A 17,456-nucleotide genomic window follows, 5' to 3' on the forward strand; every position below is an offset into this window, starting at 1 on the left:
CGCGCATGAAAGGTAGTATCATCATCGTTTCCTTCTTCATCGCCGGGGTATTGCTCGGCCGCTTCGTGGATGTCCCCTCCTTGCTAACAGCGGAAGAACCCACGCTATACGCGTTATACGCCTTGATGTTCCTCGTGGGAATCAGCATCGGTAGTGATAAAAAAGCACTGGAAGCCTTGAAGCATCAAAACCTGAAAATCATGCTAGTTCCGCTAGCCACCATCATCGGAACCCTTGGCGGCACCGCGCTCATCAGTCTCGTGTTAAGCGGTAAAAGTCTCACGGATTGCCTTGCCGTGGGGGCCGGATTCGGTTATTACTCCCTCTCCACGATTTTCATCACCCAGTACAAAGGTGCCGAACTCGGAACGATAGCCCTAGTTTCCAATATTCTCCGGGAATTAATCGCCCTACTGGCAGCCCCTTTACTCGTGCGTTATTTCGGGAAACTCGCCCCGATATCCGTGGGAGGAGCCACCACGGCCGACACCACGTTACCCATTATCACCAAATTCTGTGGTAAAGAATTCGTGATCGTATCCATCGTTCACGGGATCACGGTCGATTTAAGCGTACCTTTTCTAGTCACATTTTTCTGCACGATATAAACGCTCATTCACATTTTAATCAAACTCAAATTGCATTGTTGATTGTATATACTTGGCGTGTTAATTGTATATACATCATTACAGAAAATTTCCTATTGATATAATACATGATTACATCGTGAATTCTTGATGAGTTACTGGTTAATAGCGATAATAATCTTTTATAAACCTAATATAAATCTTTTATAAACCTTATTACAATAGGGTTCATATAAGGTTCGTATAGGGTTCGTATAGGGTTCATGACGGTACTTAATAGGTAGTGATTAACTATTAACGACCTAATAAAATAGTAACTCTCCATGCAATCCGCCCGTTTTCATGCTGATTTACAGATGTATTTGTCTCTATGAAAATTAAACGTCAGTTCGATAACGTCGGTTTACTGATAAATCAAGTAAATTTCATCAAACTGACGTTATTAATTGCACTATTTCCATGCCCGAATAAAAATTGCACCCAATAGATCAATCTATCGTTAAACGTTCGTTTATTGATATTTCATGTTGTTTTTGTTCTACAAATAAACCCCAAGATTGAAGTAGTTCATTTTCAATGAATCAAAAAAATGCGATTTATATAAGAAGGAGCGTTATTTTTACTATTTTTGATACCAACAAACGAAGGATTAATTCTATGGGTGTGCCAGTCACATACGAGGCGATTAAAGGTGGAGATATTAAGGCTTTTGAAAATCTTTTTCAGGAGCTCTATCCCTCTATGTGTGCTATTGCCATGCGCTTCATTACAGATCGTGACGCGGCGGAAGATATTGCACAAGAAGCATTTATTAAGCTATGGGAAAAACGTGCAACCTACAAGGAAATCCCATGCCTGAAGACTTTTCTCTATGTATCTGTCAAAAATTTATGTTTCAATTATATACGAGATAAAAAAGTTACCATTGATTACACTTCTCCCGAAGCCCAGAATCAAGAAGCCATTTTCAAAGATTATCTCATCGAGGAAGAAGCTTATCGCATTATTGATAATGCAGTGAACGCACTCCCGCCCCAAAGTGCAAGAATCGTGAAAATGTGTTTAGAGGGAAAACAAAACAAAGAAATTGCAGAAATACTTGACATTTCTGTCAATTCGGTCAAAACACTAAAATACAACGCGCTAAACGTACTAAGAAGTTCATTAAAAGACTATTTTTACCTCTTGATGTTATTCCTGTTGGGAAAATAATCCTAAAAGAAATGTCAAAATAATGTGAAAATCACTACCCCTGTTCATCCTTTTCAAATTTTGTCGTGTTCTGCTATTAGAAATGAAAATTCAATAACACGATAAAATATATGGAAGAATCAATCGTAAAAGTCGAACATCTCTCTCATCGCTACAGCGTGCAATGGGCGATAAAAGACATCAACTTCGAGATTAAAAACAAAGGTACTCTCGGTTTGCTGGGGTCAAACGGTGCCGGAAAATCCACCACGATGAACATCATGTGTGGTGTTCTCAATCAAACCGAAGGGGAGGTATATATAAATGGTATCAGTCTCAGGGAACATCCGGTAGAGGCCAAGAAGCACATCGGTTTTCTCCCGCAGAAACCTCCTCTATACCCGGATCTCACGGTGGATGAATACCTTACACACTGCGCCTTGATGCGTTTAGTTGACAAATCACAAGTAAAAGCTGCCGTGGAGAAAGCAAAATCCCGTTGTGGGATTACTCATTTCAGTAAACGCTTGATTCGCAACCTGTCGGGGGGATATCAACAACGCGTGGGGATCGCCCAGGCTATCGTGCATAACCCGAAATTCGTGGTACTTGATGAGCCTACAAACGGTTTGGACCCGAATCAGATCGTGGAAGTACGCCATCTGATCAAAGAGATCGCGGAAGATCATGCCGTAATGCTCTCCACTCACATCCTGCCGGAAGTGCAAGCCACCTGCGATGACATCAAGATGATTGAGCACGGGAAGGTTGTCTTTTCCGGTAGCATGGAAGATTTCAATCACTACATGGAGCCGAACACGTTTATCGTTATCATGGAAAATCCTCCTTCAATAGAGGCATTGAAACAAATCCCCGATATCACGCACGTGGAACATATCACGGACACCCGTTTCCGCATGCAATTTTCATCCGGACAAGATATTACCAAAAAGATAATAGAACTTAGCGTGACCAACAACTGGCGCCTTCACGAGCTTATCCTGGAAAGGGATTCTCTTGACGCTGCATTCGCACAATTATCCGGGAAAAATATTTATAAATAAAGTATAGTATCCAACATGAAAACAATATTCAGATTAGCGAAGACAGAACTTCGCATATTATTCTGTTCGCCTGTATCCTGGTTGATTCTCGTTATTTTTGCTTTCCAGGCGGGATTGAATTTCAGTGAAAATTTCGGGAATCAATTGAAACGCCTAGCCTTAGAATACGGTCTGGGAGAGGTCACGATGCAAACATTCGCCGGGTATACCGGGTTACTGGTTTCGATGGTGAAAAGTCTGTATTTATATATCCCGTTGATCACGATGGGACTGATGAGCCGGGAATTAAGCAGCGGTTCGATCAAATTTCTTTACTCGTCTCCTATCACGACAACCCAGATTATCTTGGGCAAATATTTATCCATGCTGGTTTACGGGGCGATGCTGATGGTGATCCTTCTGATTTACGTATTTTTCGGCTATTTCACGATAGAGAACATGGATCTCCCGTACGTCCTCACGGGGGTGCTGGGACTTTACCTGCTGACTTGCGCTTACGCGGCGATCGGACTTTTCATGTCAAGTATCACGTCATACCAAGTGGTGGCCGCAATGGGCACGCTTGCCATCCTTGCCGTTCTTAATTTCATCGGCGACGTGGGACAAAGTATCTCTTTCGTACGGGATATCACGTACTGGTTATCTATTTCCGGACGGACTTACCCGTTTTTATCGGGGATGATATGCAGCGAGGATGTCTTGTATTTCATCATCGTGATTTCTTTGTTTATCGTGTTGTCGATCATGCGACTGCAAGCCGCACGTAAGAGGAGAAGCCAAACGATCACGCTTGCCCGCTATTTTATTGTCATCGGTGGTGCGTTATTTATCGGGTATCTTACCTCACTCCCGATCAGCAAGTTCTATTATGATGCAACGGCCCTGAAGAAAAACACGCTGACTCCCGGAAGCCAAGAAGTAGTAAAGAAACTGGACGGGGATCTGACGATCACGACCTACATGAATATTCTGGATGAAAATTACGGAAGCGCACTTCCCGATCAACTGAAAAATGATTTCGCCCGGTTCGAACAATACGTTCGGTTCAAGCCAGAGATCAAAATGAAGTACGTTTATTATTACGCACCTTCGGTACAGCCATCATTCCCGGGACGTTTCGAAGATTTATCAGAAAAAGAGCGGGCAGAAAAAATTTGCAAGATCATGGAATTGGATTTTGACATGTTCCATTCACCCGAGGAGATTGACCAGAAGATTGATTTAAAAGCGGAGGGTTATCGTTTCGTACGCGTATTAGAACGTGAAAACGGGCAAAAAGCAATCCTGCGCCTCTACAATGACATGATGAAACATCCCTCGGAAACGGAAATTACCACAGCCATGAAACGTTTTCTCGTTCCGGCACCTAAAATAGCCTTCCTGACCGGACACGGGGAACGAAGCGTGAACAGCTCCGGAGATCGTTATTATTACACTTTTGCCCGGAGTATATATTTCCGCCAATCACTGATTAATCAAGGATTTGATGCCATCGAGCTCTCTATTGCGGAGCAGGATATCCCGGAAGACGTGAACATCCTTGTTATCGCGGACATGAGAACACCGCTTTCCGCCGAGGAGATGCAAAAACTGGAACGTTATATCGAACGCGGTGGTAATCTGTTTATCCTAGGAGAACCGAACCGCCAAGAGGCCATGAACCCGGTACTGGCAAAATTCGGAGTCGAACTTATGCCGGGCACGCTGGTGCAACGGAATCCCGATTATCTCCCGTCAATCATCACAGCACAACTCACAGATCAGGCCGCGGCTCAAAGCCCCAGTTACGCCCAATTAAAAAGCTGGAGAGGCACGATCGTCATGCCGGACGCTTCTCCCCTTCAGTATGTAACCGGTAAGGAATATGATATCAAACCGATTGCCGTAACCCGCCCACAAGGTAGCTGGAATGAACTTGAAACCACGGATTTTCTTGACGGGGAATTATCGCTCAACGAAGCGATCGGGGAGAAAGAGCAATCCTATCCCGTCGTGCTTTCTTTGACTCGCGAGAAAGGGGGAAAAGAGCAACGTATCGTGATCACGGGGGATGCCGATTGTATCAGTAATGCCGAACTTGCTAACAGTCGTAACGGAATGTTCGCCATAAACTTCAACTTTATCTCGGAGACATTCAAATGGTTGTCTTATGGTGAATTTCCCATTGATACCTCCCGTCCTCAAGCCATTGATAACGGCCTGCGCGTGACCCGGAAAATTGAACCTTGGCTCAATTTGTTTGCCTTGGGCGTCATCCCGTTCCTGCTGGCCTTCGCGGGTTTCATGGTGTGGTACAAGCGTAAAGGGAGATAGGGGCATGCACGATTTTAGATTTATGATTTTAGATTTATGATTCAAGGTACATCCCGGAAAGATCAGAATCTTTAAGGTTTTAACATTAAATGAATGAATATATGGAAGATTCAATTGTAAAGGTCGAGCATCTGTCTCACCGATATCACATACAATGGGCTATACAAGACATTAATTTCGAGATCAAGGAAAAAGGTGTTTTGGGTCTACTCGGTTCCAACGGAGCCGGCAAATCCACCACAATGAATATTATATGCGGCGTGCTAAACCAGACCGAGGGGGAGGTTTACCTGAACGGCTATAATCTCCGAACAAATCCGGTCGAAGCCAAACGACATATTGGTTTCCTCCCCCAAAAACCTCCTCTCTACCCGGATATCACGGTGGAGGAATATCTAACTTACGCCGCAAACCTGCGTCTCATGAACACGTCCGAGATTCCGGCCGCGGTCGAAAAGGCCATGAAACGTTGTGACATTACTCATTTCCGGGAACGTATTATCAATAATCTTTCCGGGGGATACCAGCAGCGCGTGGGAATAGCCCAAGCCATCGTTCACAATCCTCGTTTCGTGGTACTTGACGAGCCAACAAACGGGCTTGATCCCAACCAAATCGTGGAAATCCGTCACTTGATTAAAGAGATTGCCACGGATCACGCCGTGTTACTTTCCACGCATATTTTGTCGGAAGTACAGGCCACTTGCAATAATATCAAGATGATCGAACAAGGTAAATTGGTATTTTCCGGCTCAATGGATGAATTCAACAATTACGTGGCTCCTTCCACCCTCCTGATTACCCTGGATGCCGCTCCACCCGAATCAACTCTAGAAGCGATTGAAGGAGTTGCCCGAGTCGAAAAGGTAGATCCCCGCAACTATCGCCTGCAATTCGATGCCTCTAAAGATATCAGCGAACAGGTCGTGCAGCTAAGTGTTGCTAATGGTTGGCAACTTTCAGAGATTCAACTGGAACGTCAATCTCTTGATGCCATTTTTGCTCAATTATCAGGAAAAAAAGTACAACAGTAAATGCTATTTCAATTTATGAAAACAATATTAAAGATAACCAAAAACGAATTGAGCACGTTATTCTACTCACCGATAGCGTGGTTGATTCTTATTATCTTCACGTTTCAATCCGGTATGGCCTACGCTAACGCCTGGGACAGTATCCTACGCTCGGTAGCACTCGGGTATAATCCCAGTTCCCTCACCGGACGTCTACTTTTAGGCTGGGAAGGAGCTATATCCAGCATGCAGGAACACCTATTCCTGTACATTCCCCTACTCACGATGGGACTCATGAGCCAGGAATATAACCGGGGATCTATCAAATTACTTTATTCTTCACCCGTTACCAATCGACAGATTATTTTCGGGAAATATCTCTCCATGGTCATTTACGCCGCGATACTGGTTGCTATTTTGTTTATCTATTACGTATTCACGGCTTTCACGATCCAGAATATAGACACGCCATTCGCCCTGACCGCACTATTGGGAGTATTCCTCATGATCTGCGCATACGCCGCGATCGGTTTGTTCATGTCGTCGTTAACTTCCTATCAGGTGGTTGCCGCTGTCGGAACCCTCGCGGTGCTTGCCGTTCTGAATTATATCGGTCATGTCGGACAAGAAATTTCGTTTGTCCGGGACATCACGTATTGGCTTTCAATTTCAGGACGAGCAGACACTTTCTTTAAAGGCTTGATTTGCAGCGAGGATTTCCTTTATTTCTTGCTGGTTATCGTCCTTTTCGTGACGCTTTCTATTTTACGCCTACAAGCAGAACGCACGAAACGTTCCGCCTTGCAGAGCATGCTTCGTTACGGGGGTGTTATCGTGGTGACCCTTTTGATCGGTTATTTCAGTGCCCGCCCCGCGCTTCGCTGTTATTACGACGCAACGGAAATGAAAGAAAACACGTTGACGCAAAACAGTATTGATATCATGAAAAAGCTGGATGGCCCTTTAACGATCACTACCTACGCGAATATGTTCGATGAAAACTATTTCCGGGCTCTTCCCCGCTATTATAACGAGGATTTCAATCGCTTTGAGAAATACATCCGTTTCAAACCGGAGATCAAAATGAAATACGTGTATTACTATGACAAAACGAACAATCCAACCCTAGAACAGCGTTATCCCGGACTTACCGACGAGCAACGGCTGAAAAAAATATGTGACGCACTGGACTGGGATGTAAAAAGAGTATTGACTCCCGAACAGATCCGGGCAAAAGAAGACCTTTCCGGAGAATATAATAAATATGTCCGCGTGATTGAAAGAGGTAACGGGCAAAAGTCTTATCTACGTCTTTACGAGGACAATTACCGTCATCCGACAGAAACGGAGATTAGTGCCGCCCTGAAACGCATGGTCATAAAATCACCCGTCGTAGCCTTTCTTACCGGTCACGGGGAACGTAGCATAGACGGAATCGGAGAACGAGATTATTACGCGTTTTCCCAGTATAAAGATTTCAGAAGTTCACTCGTGAATCAAGGTTTCGAGAGCATATCCCTTTCCCTTGACAGCGTGAACAAGGTGCCTGAAAATATTGACATCCTCGTGATCTCGGATGTTCGCACGGCCTTATCCCCGAAAGAACAAGAGATCATCGAAAACTACATTGCCGAGGGACGTAACCTTCTTATCGCCGGGGAACCGCGTCGCCAAGAACAAATGAATCCCCTACTGGCTCCTCTCGGATTGTCGTTCATGCCCGGAATTCTCGTACAGGAGAGTAAAGACTTCTCGGCAGACTTAATCCTAGCGAATCCCACGATGGTTTCTCTTGACGTGATAAATAGGTTTGACAAATTGTTAGCTTTTGGTAATCAAATCACCATGCCTTCCGCCGTGGGTATAAAGCAGACAGAAGAGAAAGGATTCAAGGTTGTTCCCATATTGACAACGGATTCAACCGGTTCATGGAATGAACTGGAAACAACAAATTTTATTGAGGACACGGCTCGAATCAATCCTAGTATCGGGGAGGTAGAGCAAGCCAACACGACCATGATGTACCTGAACCGAAAGGTGAACAACCGGGAACAACGTATTATTGTTCTCGGAGATGCAGACTGTATCGGTAACGGGGAACTTACTCGTCAACGAAATGGTATTTCTTCTGCCAATTTCAGCGTGATCACGGAGTCTTTCCGCCTTCTTTCATTCGGGGAATTCCCGGTTGACACTAGTCGCAAAGGTTCATCGGACAATAAAATTAACATCAACGAAGGATGGGGGCTATGGATCAAGATTCTTTTCATGGGTCTTTTACCCGGAATATTGACCTTCCTCAGTCTTGCATTATGGTGGAAACGTCGCAAAAAATAATATAAATGAGACGGTCTGAAAAGTCTTTTTCCAACAAAATCACTACCCCTTTCAGCTCCCCCCTTACACGGGGGGGAGTTGATTTCCAAGCGGTTTCCCCTCCCGTGCAAGGAGGGGCTAGGGGGGAATTCTATGTAAATTGACTTTTTAGACAACCTCCAAATAGCATCTATATAGCAATGTTTTACAATAAAATAAAATTTTCTTGCAAAAAAATGATTTTTCATTCATCCTTTTGACATGAACGTGTGTTCTACAAACAGATAATGGTACCAAACTTAGAATATAATGTCAGAATTTGAAAAAGAATATCGGATCGCCCAGCTTCTAGCCAAGAAAATGGCTGGAGAACTTTCTCCCGAAGAGGAACTGGAGTTGCATGAATGGGAAAATACTTCCCTTTCGGCAACAGAACTGGATAAACGAATACTGGATCCTGCAAACAAACGTCAAAGAGATGAATTCGTAAATAGTTTAGACACGAAGTCATCATGGCAAAAGGTTGAAAAAGGTATTACCCGAAAGAAACATACCTCCCGAAACCTTGTTTGGTGGTCAAGTGTTGCCGCTGCAATTATCATCGCTCTAGTGATGATCTTGCCCGAATCACGAGTTTCGGTTGACCCGACTTTACCGCTTGCAGAAATTCAGACCGGAAGTTCAAAAGCGATATTAATTACCCCGGAGGGTAAGCAATTCAATTTGTCACAGCAGGATTCTTCTCAGACACTTGAACTCGGTTACGGGTTGGTAGCAATCAACAATGGGAATGTTGTTGAATATGTTGAGCGTTCGGATTCCTCGATCTATCAAAAAATGCGAAATAATACCATTCGAGTTCCCAGAGGAGGTGAATATGAACTTATTTTACCCGACGGAACACACGTTTGGATAAATTCTGACTCAGAACTCTCTTTCCCGGCACGGTTTGATTCCACGAAACGGGAGGTTTCACTTTCCGGAGAAGCTTACTTTTCTGTCAGGAAAGACAAGAAAAGACCCTTTACAGTGAAAGTAGGACAAAATGTTGAAGTAAAAGTTTTAGGGACTCAGTTCAATCTACAAGCTTACCCGGATGCCCAAACGATTGAAACAACACTATGCGAAGGCTCCGTTAATGTATCAGATGGAAAACAGAAAGTTACCTTGACCCCTTCACAACAGGCGGTTTATTCTAAAGTGACCATGAATATCACGACTCGCAAGGTGGATGTCCGTTTATACTCTGCCTGGAAAGAAGGTTTGTTCGTCTTCGAGAATAAACCCCTTGAAGAGATCATGACGACACTATCCCGGTGGTACAACATTAATGTTTTCTATGCGAATCAAGCTTTGAAGACCTATCATTTCACGGGAGACTTGGAACGATATGGCGATTTTAGAAAAACGTTAAGTATGATCGAGAAAGCAACCTCGATACGATTTAAAATTAATGGTAATAACATCACAGTTGAAGAAATACTAACTAAATAAAAAAGGGGATATTTGCCCTATCCCCATTAATAATCAATTCATAAACACGCAATTTAGAAATCGATTAATTTAAACTATTAAGTACTCAAAGTTATGGAAAAAAAACGAAAGTACACCTTTGATTTTCATCAAAGGTGGGAGAAAATTCTTCTAATTTTACGAGCAACCCTCTTGGTTGTGGTCATTTCCACTCTCAACATTGAGGCAAATGCTTCCGCACAAGTCATCAAGGTCACTCTCAAAATGGAGAATGCAACCATTGATGAAATGATAAAAACGATCCGTACAGAAACGAACTATAGATTTCTTTACCGGGTTGAGGAAGTAAACAAATACGGGAAACGGGATATAGATCTTAAAAACGCATCCATCGAGGAATTTCTAAAAACCGCACTCGCCGGGACAAAGTTATCTTACGAAATCGAGAGTGATGTTATTATTATAAAACCGACTAATGACGATCCTCAAAAGACAGAGAAATCCCGAATTATCAAGGGGAAGGTTACTGATGACAAAGGTTTCACCCTACCGGGAGCAACGATCATGCTTAAAGATACGAAATTAGGGGTAGTCACTGACCATGATGGAAACTTCAAAATTGAAATTCCGAAGATGGATACCATCATTTTGATCGTTTCTTTTGTCGGTTACGAGACTCAGAATATACACGTGAGCAATGATGAAAGTAAAGACGAAAAAGGACTTGTTATCAAATTAAAAGAAGACGTCACCCAAATGGATGAAGTCGTTGTGACCGGTTACGTCAACATCAGTAAAGAGAGTTTCACGGGAAGTTCTGTCAGCGTGAAAAGAGACGAATTATTGAAAGTATCCAAGACCAACGTGATTAAAGCTTTGCAAGTTTTTGATCCGGCTTTTCGTATGGTAGAGAACAATCAATGGGGATCCGACCCGAATGCTCTTCCGGAAATGTACATCCGGGGACGCTCTGGTATCGGGGTGAAGGAATTGGACACGGATAAACTATCTAAATCCAACCTGAAAGACAACCCCAATTTACCGTTGTTTATCATGGACGGTTTCCAAGTGAGCATACAAAAAGTGTATGATATGGATCCCAACCGGATCGAATCAATGACGATCCTGAAAGATGCGGCAGCCACGGCAATGTATGGTTCCCGTGCTGCAAACGGAGTTGTCGTTATCACGACGGTTCCCCCGACTCCGGGAAAGGTACACGCAACCTACACGATGACCGGGACTTTAAATATGCCTGATCTTAGTGATTATAACTTAATGAATGCCAAGGAAAAACTGGAGACGGAAGTTTTGGCAGGTGCATTTATTGACAACAGACCTTCTTATCAAATAGCTTATAATCAAGAATATAATAACAAGTTAGCTAATATAAAAGAAGGAGTGGATACCTACTGGTTATCAAAACCTTTACGCACAATATTCAACCATAAACATAGTTTATTTTTAGAGGGAGGACATGAAGATCTACGTTTCGGCCTGAATATGTTCTACAACAATGGTGATGGAGTGATGAAAGAATCGTTCCGCGACAATATCGGGGCAGATCTTTCCGTGGATTACCGACTAAACAAAATACAAATCAAGAACAAATTAACTTATCAACAAACCAAACAAAAGGAATCTCCTTATGGTAGTTTTTCTGCATATACAAAAAAATTACCATACGACAAGGCTACCGATGAATACGGTAACTACGTGAAACAAACCACGAGATGGAGACATTCAAATTGGTTCAGTGATAGCGATTTAGCCAACCCCTTATGGGAAGCCCAATTGGGTAGTTATGACAAGACTGATTCTGATGAATTGAGTAATGAAACTGGCATTAACTGGTATATTACACAACATCTTTTGGCCAAGGCGACTTTCAAGATGACAAAAACAACCAGTCACCGGAAGAATTTTATTGATCCACAATCAACTAAGAACCAAAATCCTCTTTCCACGACAAATCTTACTTCGGGAGAATTGAGAACAACAGACGAGGAAGGTACCTCATGGGATCTTACGGCCAACATTTCATACAACCGTAACATCGAGAAGAACAATATCAACTTTAACATGGGTATTAATTCTCAAAATTCAAATAGTTCAACCACTAGCGCCGAGTACAGGGGTTTCCCATCCGGACAATTAAGTTCTCCGAATTATGCTGAAGACATATATTCCAAACCACTAGTCGATCAAAGTAAAACTCGTTTGGTCGGTTTCGTGGGAGTATTGAACTATTCATACGATAATATCTATCTATTGGATGCTTCTCTACGCTTGGACGGTTCTTCACAATTCGGAAGCGAGAAGAAGTGGGCCACATTCTGGTCTACAGGAGCCGGGGTCAATTTACACAACTATAATTTCATGAAAAATATCGGTTGGGTAAACCTATTAAAAGTACGAGCTAGTTATGGTTTAACCGGGAAAGTGAACTTTCCTTCATACACGGCTCAAACTATGTACGAAATTCAAAATGACGAATGGTATAAAACCGGATATGGCGCTTCTCTTATCGCTTATGGTAATGAAAATCTAGGCTGGGAAAAGAAATACACCACGAACTTAGGATTAGATTTCGATTTATTTAATGGAGCCATCCAATTCAGCGGGGATTTCTATTTTGATAAAACAGTAGATCTTGTAAACGATGTTACCATCCCTAGTTCTACAGGTTTTACCACATACAAGGATAACTTGGGTGAAGTGGAAGGAAAAGGTTTTGAAATCAATTTAAAAAGCACCATTATAAACAGACAGGACTGGTCGTTAAATGCTTTCTTCAACATATCCCACGATAAGCGCAAATTCACGAAGATCGCAGAAAGCCTAAAAGCTTATAATGACAAGGTTATCGATCATTTTAATGATAAAGATGCAGAAGATCAATCTACACCTTTCAAGCAATACGTCGAGGGAGGTTCTTTGACCCCCATATACGGTATGAGATCTCTCGGTATTGATCCAACCAACGGGCAAGAATTGTTCGTAAAGAAGAACGGGGAACTCACATATGAATGGAATGCCTCAGAACAAGTTGCCTTGGGCGACACAGAACCGGATGCACAGGGTTCTTTCGGATTCAATCTCCGTTACAAAAACTGGAGTTTATTCACGACTTTCATGTATCAATTCGGGGGACAAGAGTATAATACAACTTTAGTTGAAAAAGTTGAGGATGCCGATATTTACAGGTATAACGCTGACAAACGAGTACTCTCGGACAGATGGCAAAAACCTGGGGACAAAGCAAAATACAGGGCCTTATCCTCAGGAGTGTTCAATATTACAAAAACCCAACCGACGGAACGTTTCGTACAGAATAAGAATATTCTTAGTTGCAATTCTTTATCGTTGAGTTATGACTTCAACCCAGAACTTCTCAAAAAATTACACCTTGGTATGGTGAGATTGGAACTCGGCGCAAATGAATTGTTCAGACTTTCTACGATAAAAGCAGAACGCGGTCTTAGTTATCCCTTTGCACGGACCATGGATATCACACTACATGTAACCTTCTAATGACAATAATTATGAAACTAAAAAAATTAATTCTATACGCATTTATTCCTTTCACTCTAGGAGCATGCACAAACTGGCTGGATGTTGCCCCCGATGATCAAGTCAACGAAGAGACCCTATTCTCAGAAGCCAACGGATACCGGAATGCATTAAACGGTATTTATAAAAATATGGCTGCATCCCAATTGTACGGGCAAGAATTATTATACGGGACAGCGGAGGTGCTCAGTCACGCGTATTCAAGCGGGTATTTGGGATATAGTTATAGTTCTCTATACAATTATAAATACTCGGATAAAGATGCTAAAACAATCATTGAAAACATCTGGTCAAAAGCATACACGGCGATAGCCAATTGCAATAACTTAATTGCAAATGCAGAAGAAGCCGATCCAGCTATTTTCTCGGAAAATATTCTTGAAAAGAATCTGATTTTAGGAGAAGCATACGCCTTGAGAGCGTTCCTGCATTTCGATATGTTGCGCCTGTTTGCACCTTCTAAAAAAATGGATGATCAGAAAACATATATTCCATATTACGACAAAAAGAAATCCACTTACGAACCACATTTAACAGTGGATCAAGTACTCGAAAACGTAAAAAAAGATTTACTGAAAGCTAAAGACCTTGTAGCAGCATTCGACACATTGGACGATCAACATAAACGCTGGTTATATACGGCCTCTCGAATCGAAGGCGGCAGTAACAGCCAAGGTTATCTTACCGTTCCCGATGATTTATTTTTCGCATACCGGGGGTATCGCATGAATTACTACGCCATCGTAGGAACGTTAGCCCGTGTTTATTCTTGGGCAGGGGAGTTGGATGAAGCTTACAAAGCTGCCATGGAAATCATTAAAGCCACCAGTTGTTTCACATTTGGAAGTTCTTCTACTTTCAGTTCTAACCGGAAATTATATGACGAGTTGGTTTTTGTATTATCCAAAAAAACTCTTGTAGAAGATTTTGAAGTTTATATTCCAAGTAATTCAAGTAGTGGTTCCTCAACGGCTTTTTGTCTTGATCTTTATCAAATCGGATGGTCTCGCGGGGAACAATATGATGTTCGATTTAAAAATTTCCTAGATATAAAAAATTATCAATACTACTCCTTAAAATACACGAAGCAAGAAAGTTCTTCCCTTGGAGAGGACATTATCCCCATGATCCGTTTAAGCGAAATGTATTTTATTGCTTCGGAATATCTTTACAAAAATGCTAAACCTTCCGAAGCTCTCGATTTACTATCAACTGTTCGGTACAATAGAGGTTTTCTTGATAATTCTTCTTTTATCTCATCCATTTATGACGAAAGCAGTTTCGAAAAAGCCCTGGTTTCTGAAGTACAAAAAGATTTACTCGGAGAGGGACAAGCCTTCTACTGGTATAAGAAATTTAACATGGACATATCGTGGAATACTCCAGAGTACGTCATACCGACACCTGATAATGAAAACATATTTTAATCCATAAAACATTCTATATGAAAATATATATATTTCTTATATCCGTTTTGCTCACCGCTTGGGCATGCTCTGAGGATGCTATAGATAGCTATAAATCCACCAGATATTTGTATTTTTCCAAACCCGAAGTTCTGGATAGTGCAACTTTTCTGTCTTTCTCTCACTACCCGGGAGCAACAGAAAAAAAGATCAACGTGGAAGTAACTCTAATTGGTGATCTTCTGGAAAAAAACACGACTTATCAATTAGAAATAGATCAGGACAGCACGACTGCCGACCCGTCTGACTATGAACTTAACCTTACACAGACGTTCGCTGCTAATCAGATAAAGGATTCTATCGAGATCAAGGTTTTTAACAAGAATCTTGCCAATAAAGAGGTGACCTTGTATTTAAGAATCGTAGAGAATGAAAATTTCAGTCCCGGATTGAAAAAAAACAGAGCTGCCCGAATTATTTTCAATGATATCGACAGTCAACCATTATGGTGGACAAGTAGTATTGAAACATTGTTCCTTGGAAAATGGACACCTGAGAAATATGCAAGATTCATTGAAAGTTCGGGAATAACAGACCTAACCGGATATGAATTTACTGCAATCCGGAAGATATGTCTTCAGTTTAAAGAAGACATCCGTCTAAACGGTTGGACAGAAAAGGACGGTTCACCAATGGAATTAACTGTAAACTAATTAAAAATGATTTACCATATGAAATTCATATATTTAGCATGCATCGCACTCTTTTTATTGCTTTCCGGGTGCTACGATGATAAAGGAAACTATGATTACGATCCTCTCAATCGGATTGAAATAGAGTCATTTAATGTCCCAAGAACATATTATCTCGGCGACAAGATCGAGATAAAACCTGTTCTCAATTTTGCAATTGACAGTATTGAAGATCATCTTCTTTTTGAATGGACTATACTCGGCAACAAAAAAATCTATTCACATGATTTATCTTATATTGCTGACACGCTAGGAAATGGCAACATCCTTTTATGTATAAAAGACACGGTTAATAATATTGAATATACCCAATATACAGATTGTAATATCAAAACGGAATATGAAGCCGAAGGATATATGATTTTATCTAAAGGTGCTAATAATGAATCGCTACTTTCCTATATCAAATTAACCAGCAATCCAAATTACTCGTCCAAAACAGGTGAAGGAGAAACGAATTATTACACTTGTAAAGATTATTACAACGTTTATCATGTAACCAATAACGAGTCCATGGGACGCGGTCCATTAAAACTGTTACAACATTTCCGTTCTGCAAATACCGAAAATGGATCAGAAGTCGGAGCTTTCTGGATTTTCCAAGAGGAACCGGGATGTATTGATATATCCGGGGTAAGTTTCCAGAAAGATGTAACTCTAGCCTCTCAATTCATGGATGGAATGCCCGCTGGCTTCAAAGCGCACGATATGGTCGATATGACATGGAGTACTTTTGTTATCGGAGAAGACGGTACGATGTACAACCGGAAAAAAGAAACCGAGTACTTGTTTAACTCCGGTCTATTCCTGAATAATATCGTCACTTTCGAAGAAGATGGGAATATATATCCCGTCAGCGGAAAAGGAGTTGTACATCATCGCTATAAAACTGCCGGTTACACTCTATTCCATGAAAAAACGCTCAATAGATTCCTGCTCATGACAGATGGAAGTCAACAAAACGGGGGACAAATTTTATCTCCGGGCATTCTTGGTGATAACATATACACTCCCAAGGATGCTGCCAGGATCAATGATCTAGGCGACATGGAGATGATTTGTTGTGGTGCAAACAGAGTAAGTTGGGGAAATAGATTTTATGCCATACTCAAAGCTAAAGATGGTACGTTCTATTCTTACACGTTCGACATGGGAGATACATTCTTTGGCCGAAGCCCCGACGTTGAAAAAGTTGAACAAAAAGAATTGCCCGCTGCAGCACAAACAACGTTGAGTTCTATCATAAACGGAAGTAGTAAAAACCTTTTTAATGTCGGTTTTGCAAACACGGAAAATGCATCCGGCTCTACCAATGGTAAACAACTTTTAGACTATGTTCTAATCACAAAAGATAATGAACTCTATTTATTAGAACGTAAGTCCGGAAACATCATATTATATGATTCTTTTGATGCTACAATTACATCTATTGATACAGAAGCCTATAATGCATGGATAGCCGGTATCGGACTTGAAAACGGAGAATTCCATATCATGGAAATGACCAATGCAGGTTATACCAAAGAACATCCCAGAAGAATGTATTCTTCGGAAACCGATTTCGGTGGGATCGTCGATATTCGCTTCAAAAATGGCGCAGACTGGCAATAGTTAATGCCTTTAAACAATAAAAAGTGGTTATTTCCTGAATGGAATAACCACTTTTTTAATAATTCAAATTTTTCAATTTCTCTCGGAAAACCGAAAGCCTAACCTGAGACAGGCTTTTAGTCTACCCCAAAGATAAATATAGACAATCTTCTCAGGC

General features: G+C 41.6%; 11 protein-coding genes. All 11 read left to right on the forward strand.

The genetic code is table 11. The features are described 5' to 3' along the window. The first annotated feature begins 5 nt into the window (after positions 1-5). Positions 6-608: a lysine exporter LysO family protein gene (locus DWW52_RS07730; protein WP_118714879.1), complete on the forward strand. Its 603-nt coding sequence runs from the start codon at positions 6-8 to the stop codon at positions 606-608. Positions 609-1,163: 555 nt separating this feature from the next. Next, the gene (locus DWW52_RS07735; RefSeq protein WP_233556764.1) at positions 1,164-1,799 is read left to right on the forward strand and encodes an RNA polymerase sigma-70 factor; all 636 of its coding nucleotides are present in this window, start codon (positions 1,164-1,166) and stop codon (positions 1,797-1,799) included. Positions 1,800-1,909: 110 nt separating this feature from the next. After that, positions 1,910-2,842 carry an ABC transporter ATP-binding protein gene (locus DWW52_RS07740; RefSeq protein ID WP_118714880.1) on the forward strand — a complete coding sequence of 311 codons (933 nt, stop codon included), beginning with the start codon at positions 1,910-1,912 and terminating at the stop codon, positions 2,840-2,842. A 15-nt stretch (positions 2,843-2,857) separates the two neighbouring features. Next, positions 2,858-5,155 (forward strand): Gldg family protein, encoded by a 2,298-nt coding sequence (locus DWW52_RS07745; protein WP_118714881.1) that lies wholly within the window; start codon positions 2,858-2,860, stop codon positions 5,153-5,155. A gap of 101 nt (positions 5,156-5,256) precedes the next feature. Next, positions 5,257-6,189: an ABC transporter ATP-binding protein gene (locus DWW52_RS07750; protein ID WP_118714882.1), complete on the forward strand. Its 933-nt coding sequence runs from the start codon at positions 5,257-5,259 to the stop codon at positions 6,187-6,189. Positions 6,190-6,204: 15 nt separating this feature from the next. Beyond that, positions 6,205-8,505 (forward strand): Gldg family protein, encoded by a 2,301-nt coding sequence (locus tag DWW52_RS07755; protein ID WP_118714996.1) that lies wholly within the window; start codon positions 6,205-6,207, stop codon positions 8,503-8,505. 288 nt (positions 8,506-8,793) lie between these two features. After that, entirely contained in the window at positions 8,794-9,978 is a 1,185-nt protein-coding gene (locus DWW52_RS07760; RefSeq protein ID WP_118714883.1) for a FecR family protein, read from the forward strand. A gap of 93 nt (positions 9,979-10,071) precedes the next feature. Further along, positions 10,072-13,491, forward strand: a complete 3,420-nt coding sequence (locus DWW52_RS07765) for a SusC/RagA family TonB-linked outer membrane protein (protein WP_118714884.1) — start codon at positions 10,072-10,074, stop codon at positions 13,489-13,491. A gap of 11 nt (positions 13,492-13,502) precedes the next feature. Beyond that, complete coding sequence (locus DWW52_RS07770; RefSeq protein WP_158582517.1) at positions 13,503-14,957, forward strand: RagB/SusD family nutrient uptake outer membrane protein; 1,455 nt, start codon at positions 13,503-13,505, stop codon at positions 14,955-14,957. Positions 14,958-14,974: 17 nt separating this feature from the next. Beyond that, on the forward strand, positions 14,975-15,649 hold the full coding sequence (locus DWW52_RS07775) for a DUF4843 domain-containing protein (protein WP_118714886.1): 675 nt from the start codon (positions 14,975-14,977) through the stop codon (positions 15,647-15,649). 18 nt (positions 15,650-15,667) lie between these two features. Continuing rightward, a complete protein-coding gene (locus tag DWW52_RS07780; RefSeq protein WP_158582518.1) occupies positions 15,668-17,299 on the forward strand; it encodes a PKD-like family lipoprotein in 1,632 nt (543 codons plus the stop codon). The last annotated feature ends 157 nt before the right edge of the window (positions 17,300-17,456 follow it).

The sequence above is a fragment of the Odoribacter sp. AF15-53 genome (assembly GCF_003479425.1).
Classification (GTDB): domain Bacteria; phylum Bacteroidota; class Bacteroidia; order Bacteroidales; family Marinifilaceae; genus Butyricimonas.

What these genes read in the sequence shown, in the direction of transcription:
- DWW52_RS07735 (WP_233556764.1), top strand. Translation starts at nt 1,164, where the DNA reads ATGAATCAAAAAAATGCGATTTATATAAGAAGGAGCGTTATTTTTACT.
- DWW52_RS07760 (WP_118714883.1), top strand. Translation starts at nt 8,794, where the DNA reads ATGTCAGAATTTGAAAAAGAATATCGGATCGCCCAGCTTCTAGCCAAG.
- DWW52_RS07765 (WP_118714884.1), top strand. Translation starts at nt 10,072, where the DNA reads ATGGAAAAAAAACGAAAGTACACCTTTGATTTTCATCAAAGGTGGGAG.
- DWW52_RS07740 (WP_118714880.1), top strand. Translation starts at nt 1,910, where the DNA reads ATGGAAGAATCAATCGTAAAAGTCGAACATCTCTCTCATCGCTACAGC.
- DWW52_RS07730 (WP_118714879.1), top strand. Translation starts at nt 6, where the DNA reads ATGAAAGGTAGTATCATCATCGTTTCCTTCTTCATCGCCGGGGTATTG.
- DWW52_RS07745 (WP_118714881.1), top strand. Translation starts at nt 2,858, where the DNA reads ATGAAAACAATATTCAGATTAGCGAAGACAGAACTTCGCATATTATTC.
- DWW52_RS07750 (WP_118714882.1), top strand. Translation starts at nt 5,257, where the DNA reads ATGGAAGATTCAATTGTAAAGGTCGAGCATCTGTCTCACCGATATCAC.
- DWW52_RS07770 (WP_158582517.1), top strand. Translation starts at nt 13,503, where the DNA reads ATGAAACTAAAAAAATTAATTCTATACGCATTTATTCCTTTCACTCTA.
- DWW52_RS07775 (WP_118714886.1), top strand. Translation starts at nt 14,975, where the DNA reads ATGAAAATATATATATTTCTTATATCCGTTTTGCTCACCGCTTGGGCA.
- DWW52_RS07780 (WP_158582518.1), top strand. Translation starts at nt 15,668, where the DNA reads ATGAAATTCATATATTTAGCATGCATCGCACTCTTTTTATTGCTTTCC.
- DWW52_RS07755 (WP_118714996.1), top strand. Translation starts at nt 6,205, where the DNA reads ATGAAAACAATATTAAAGATAACCAAAAACGAATTGAGCACGTTATTC.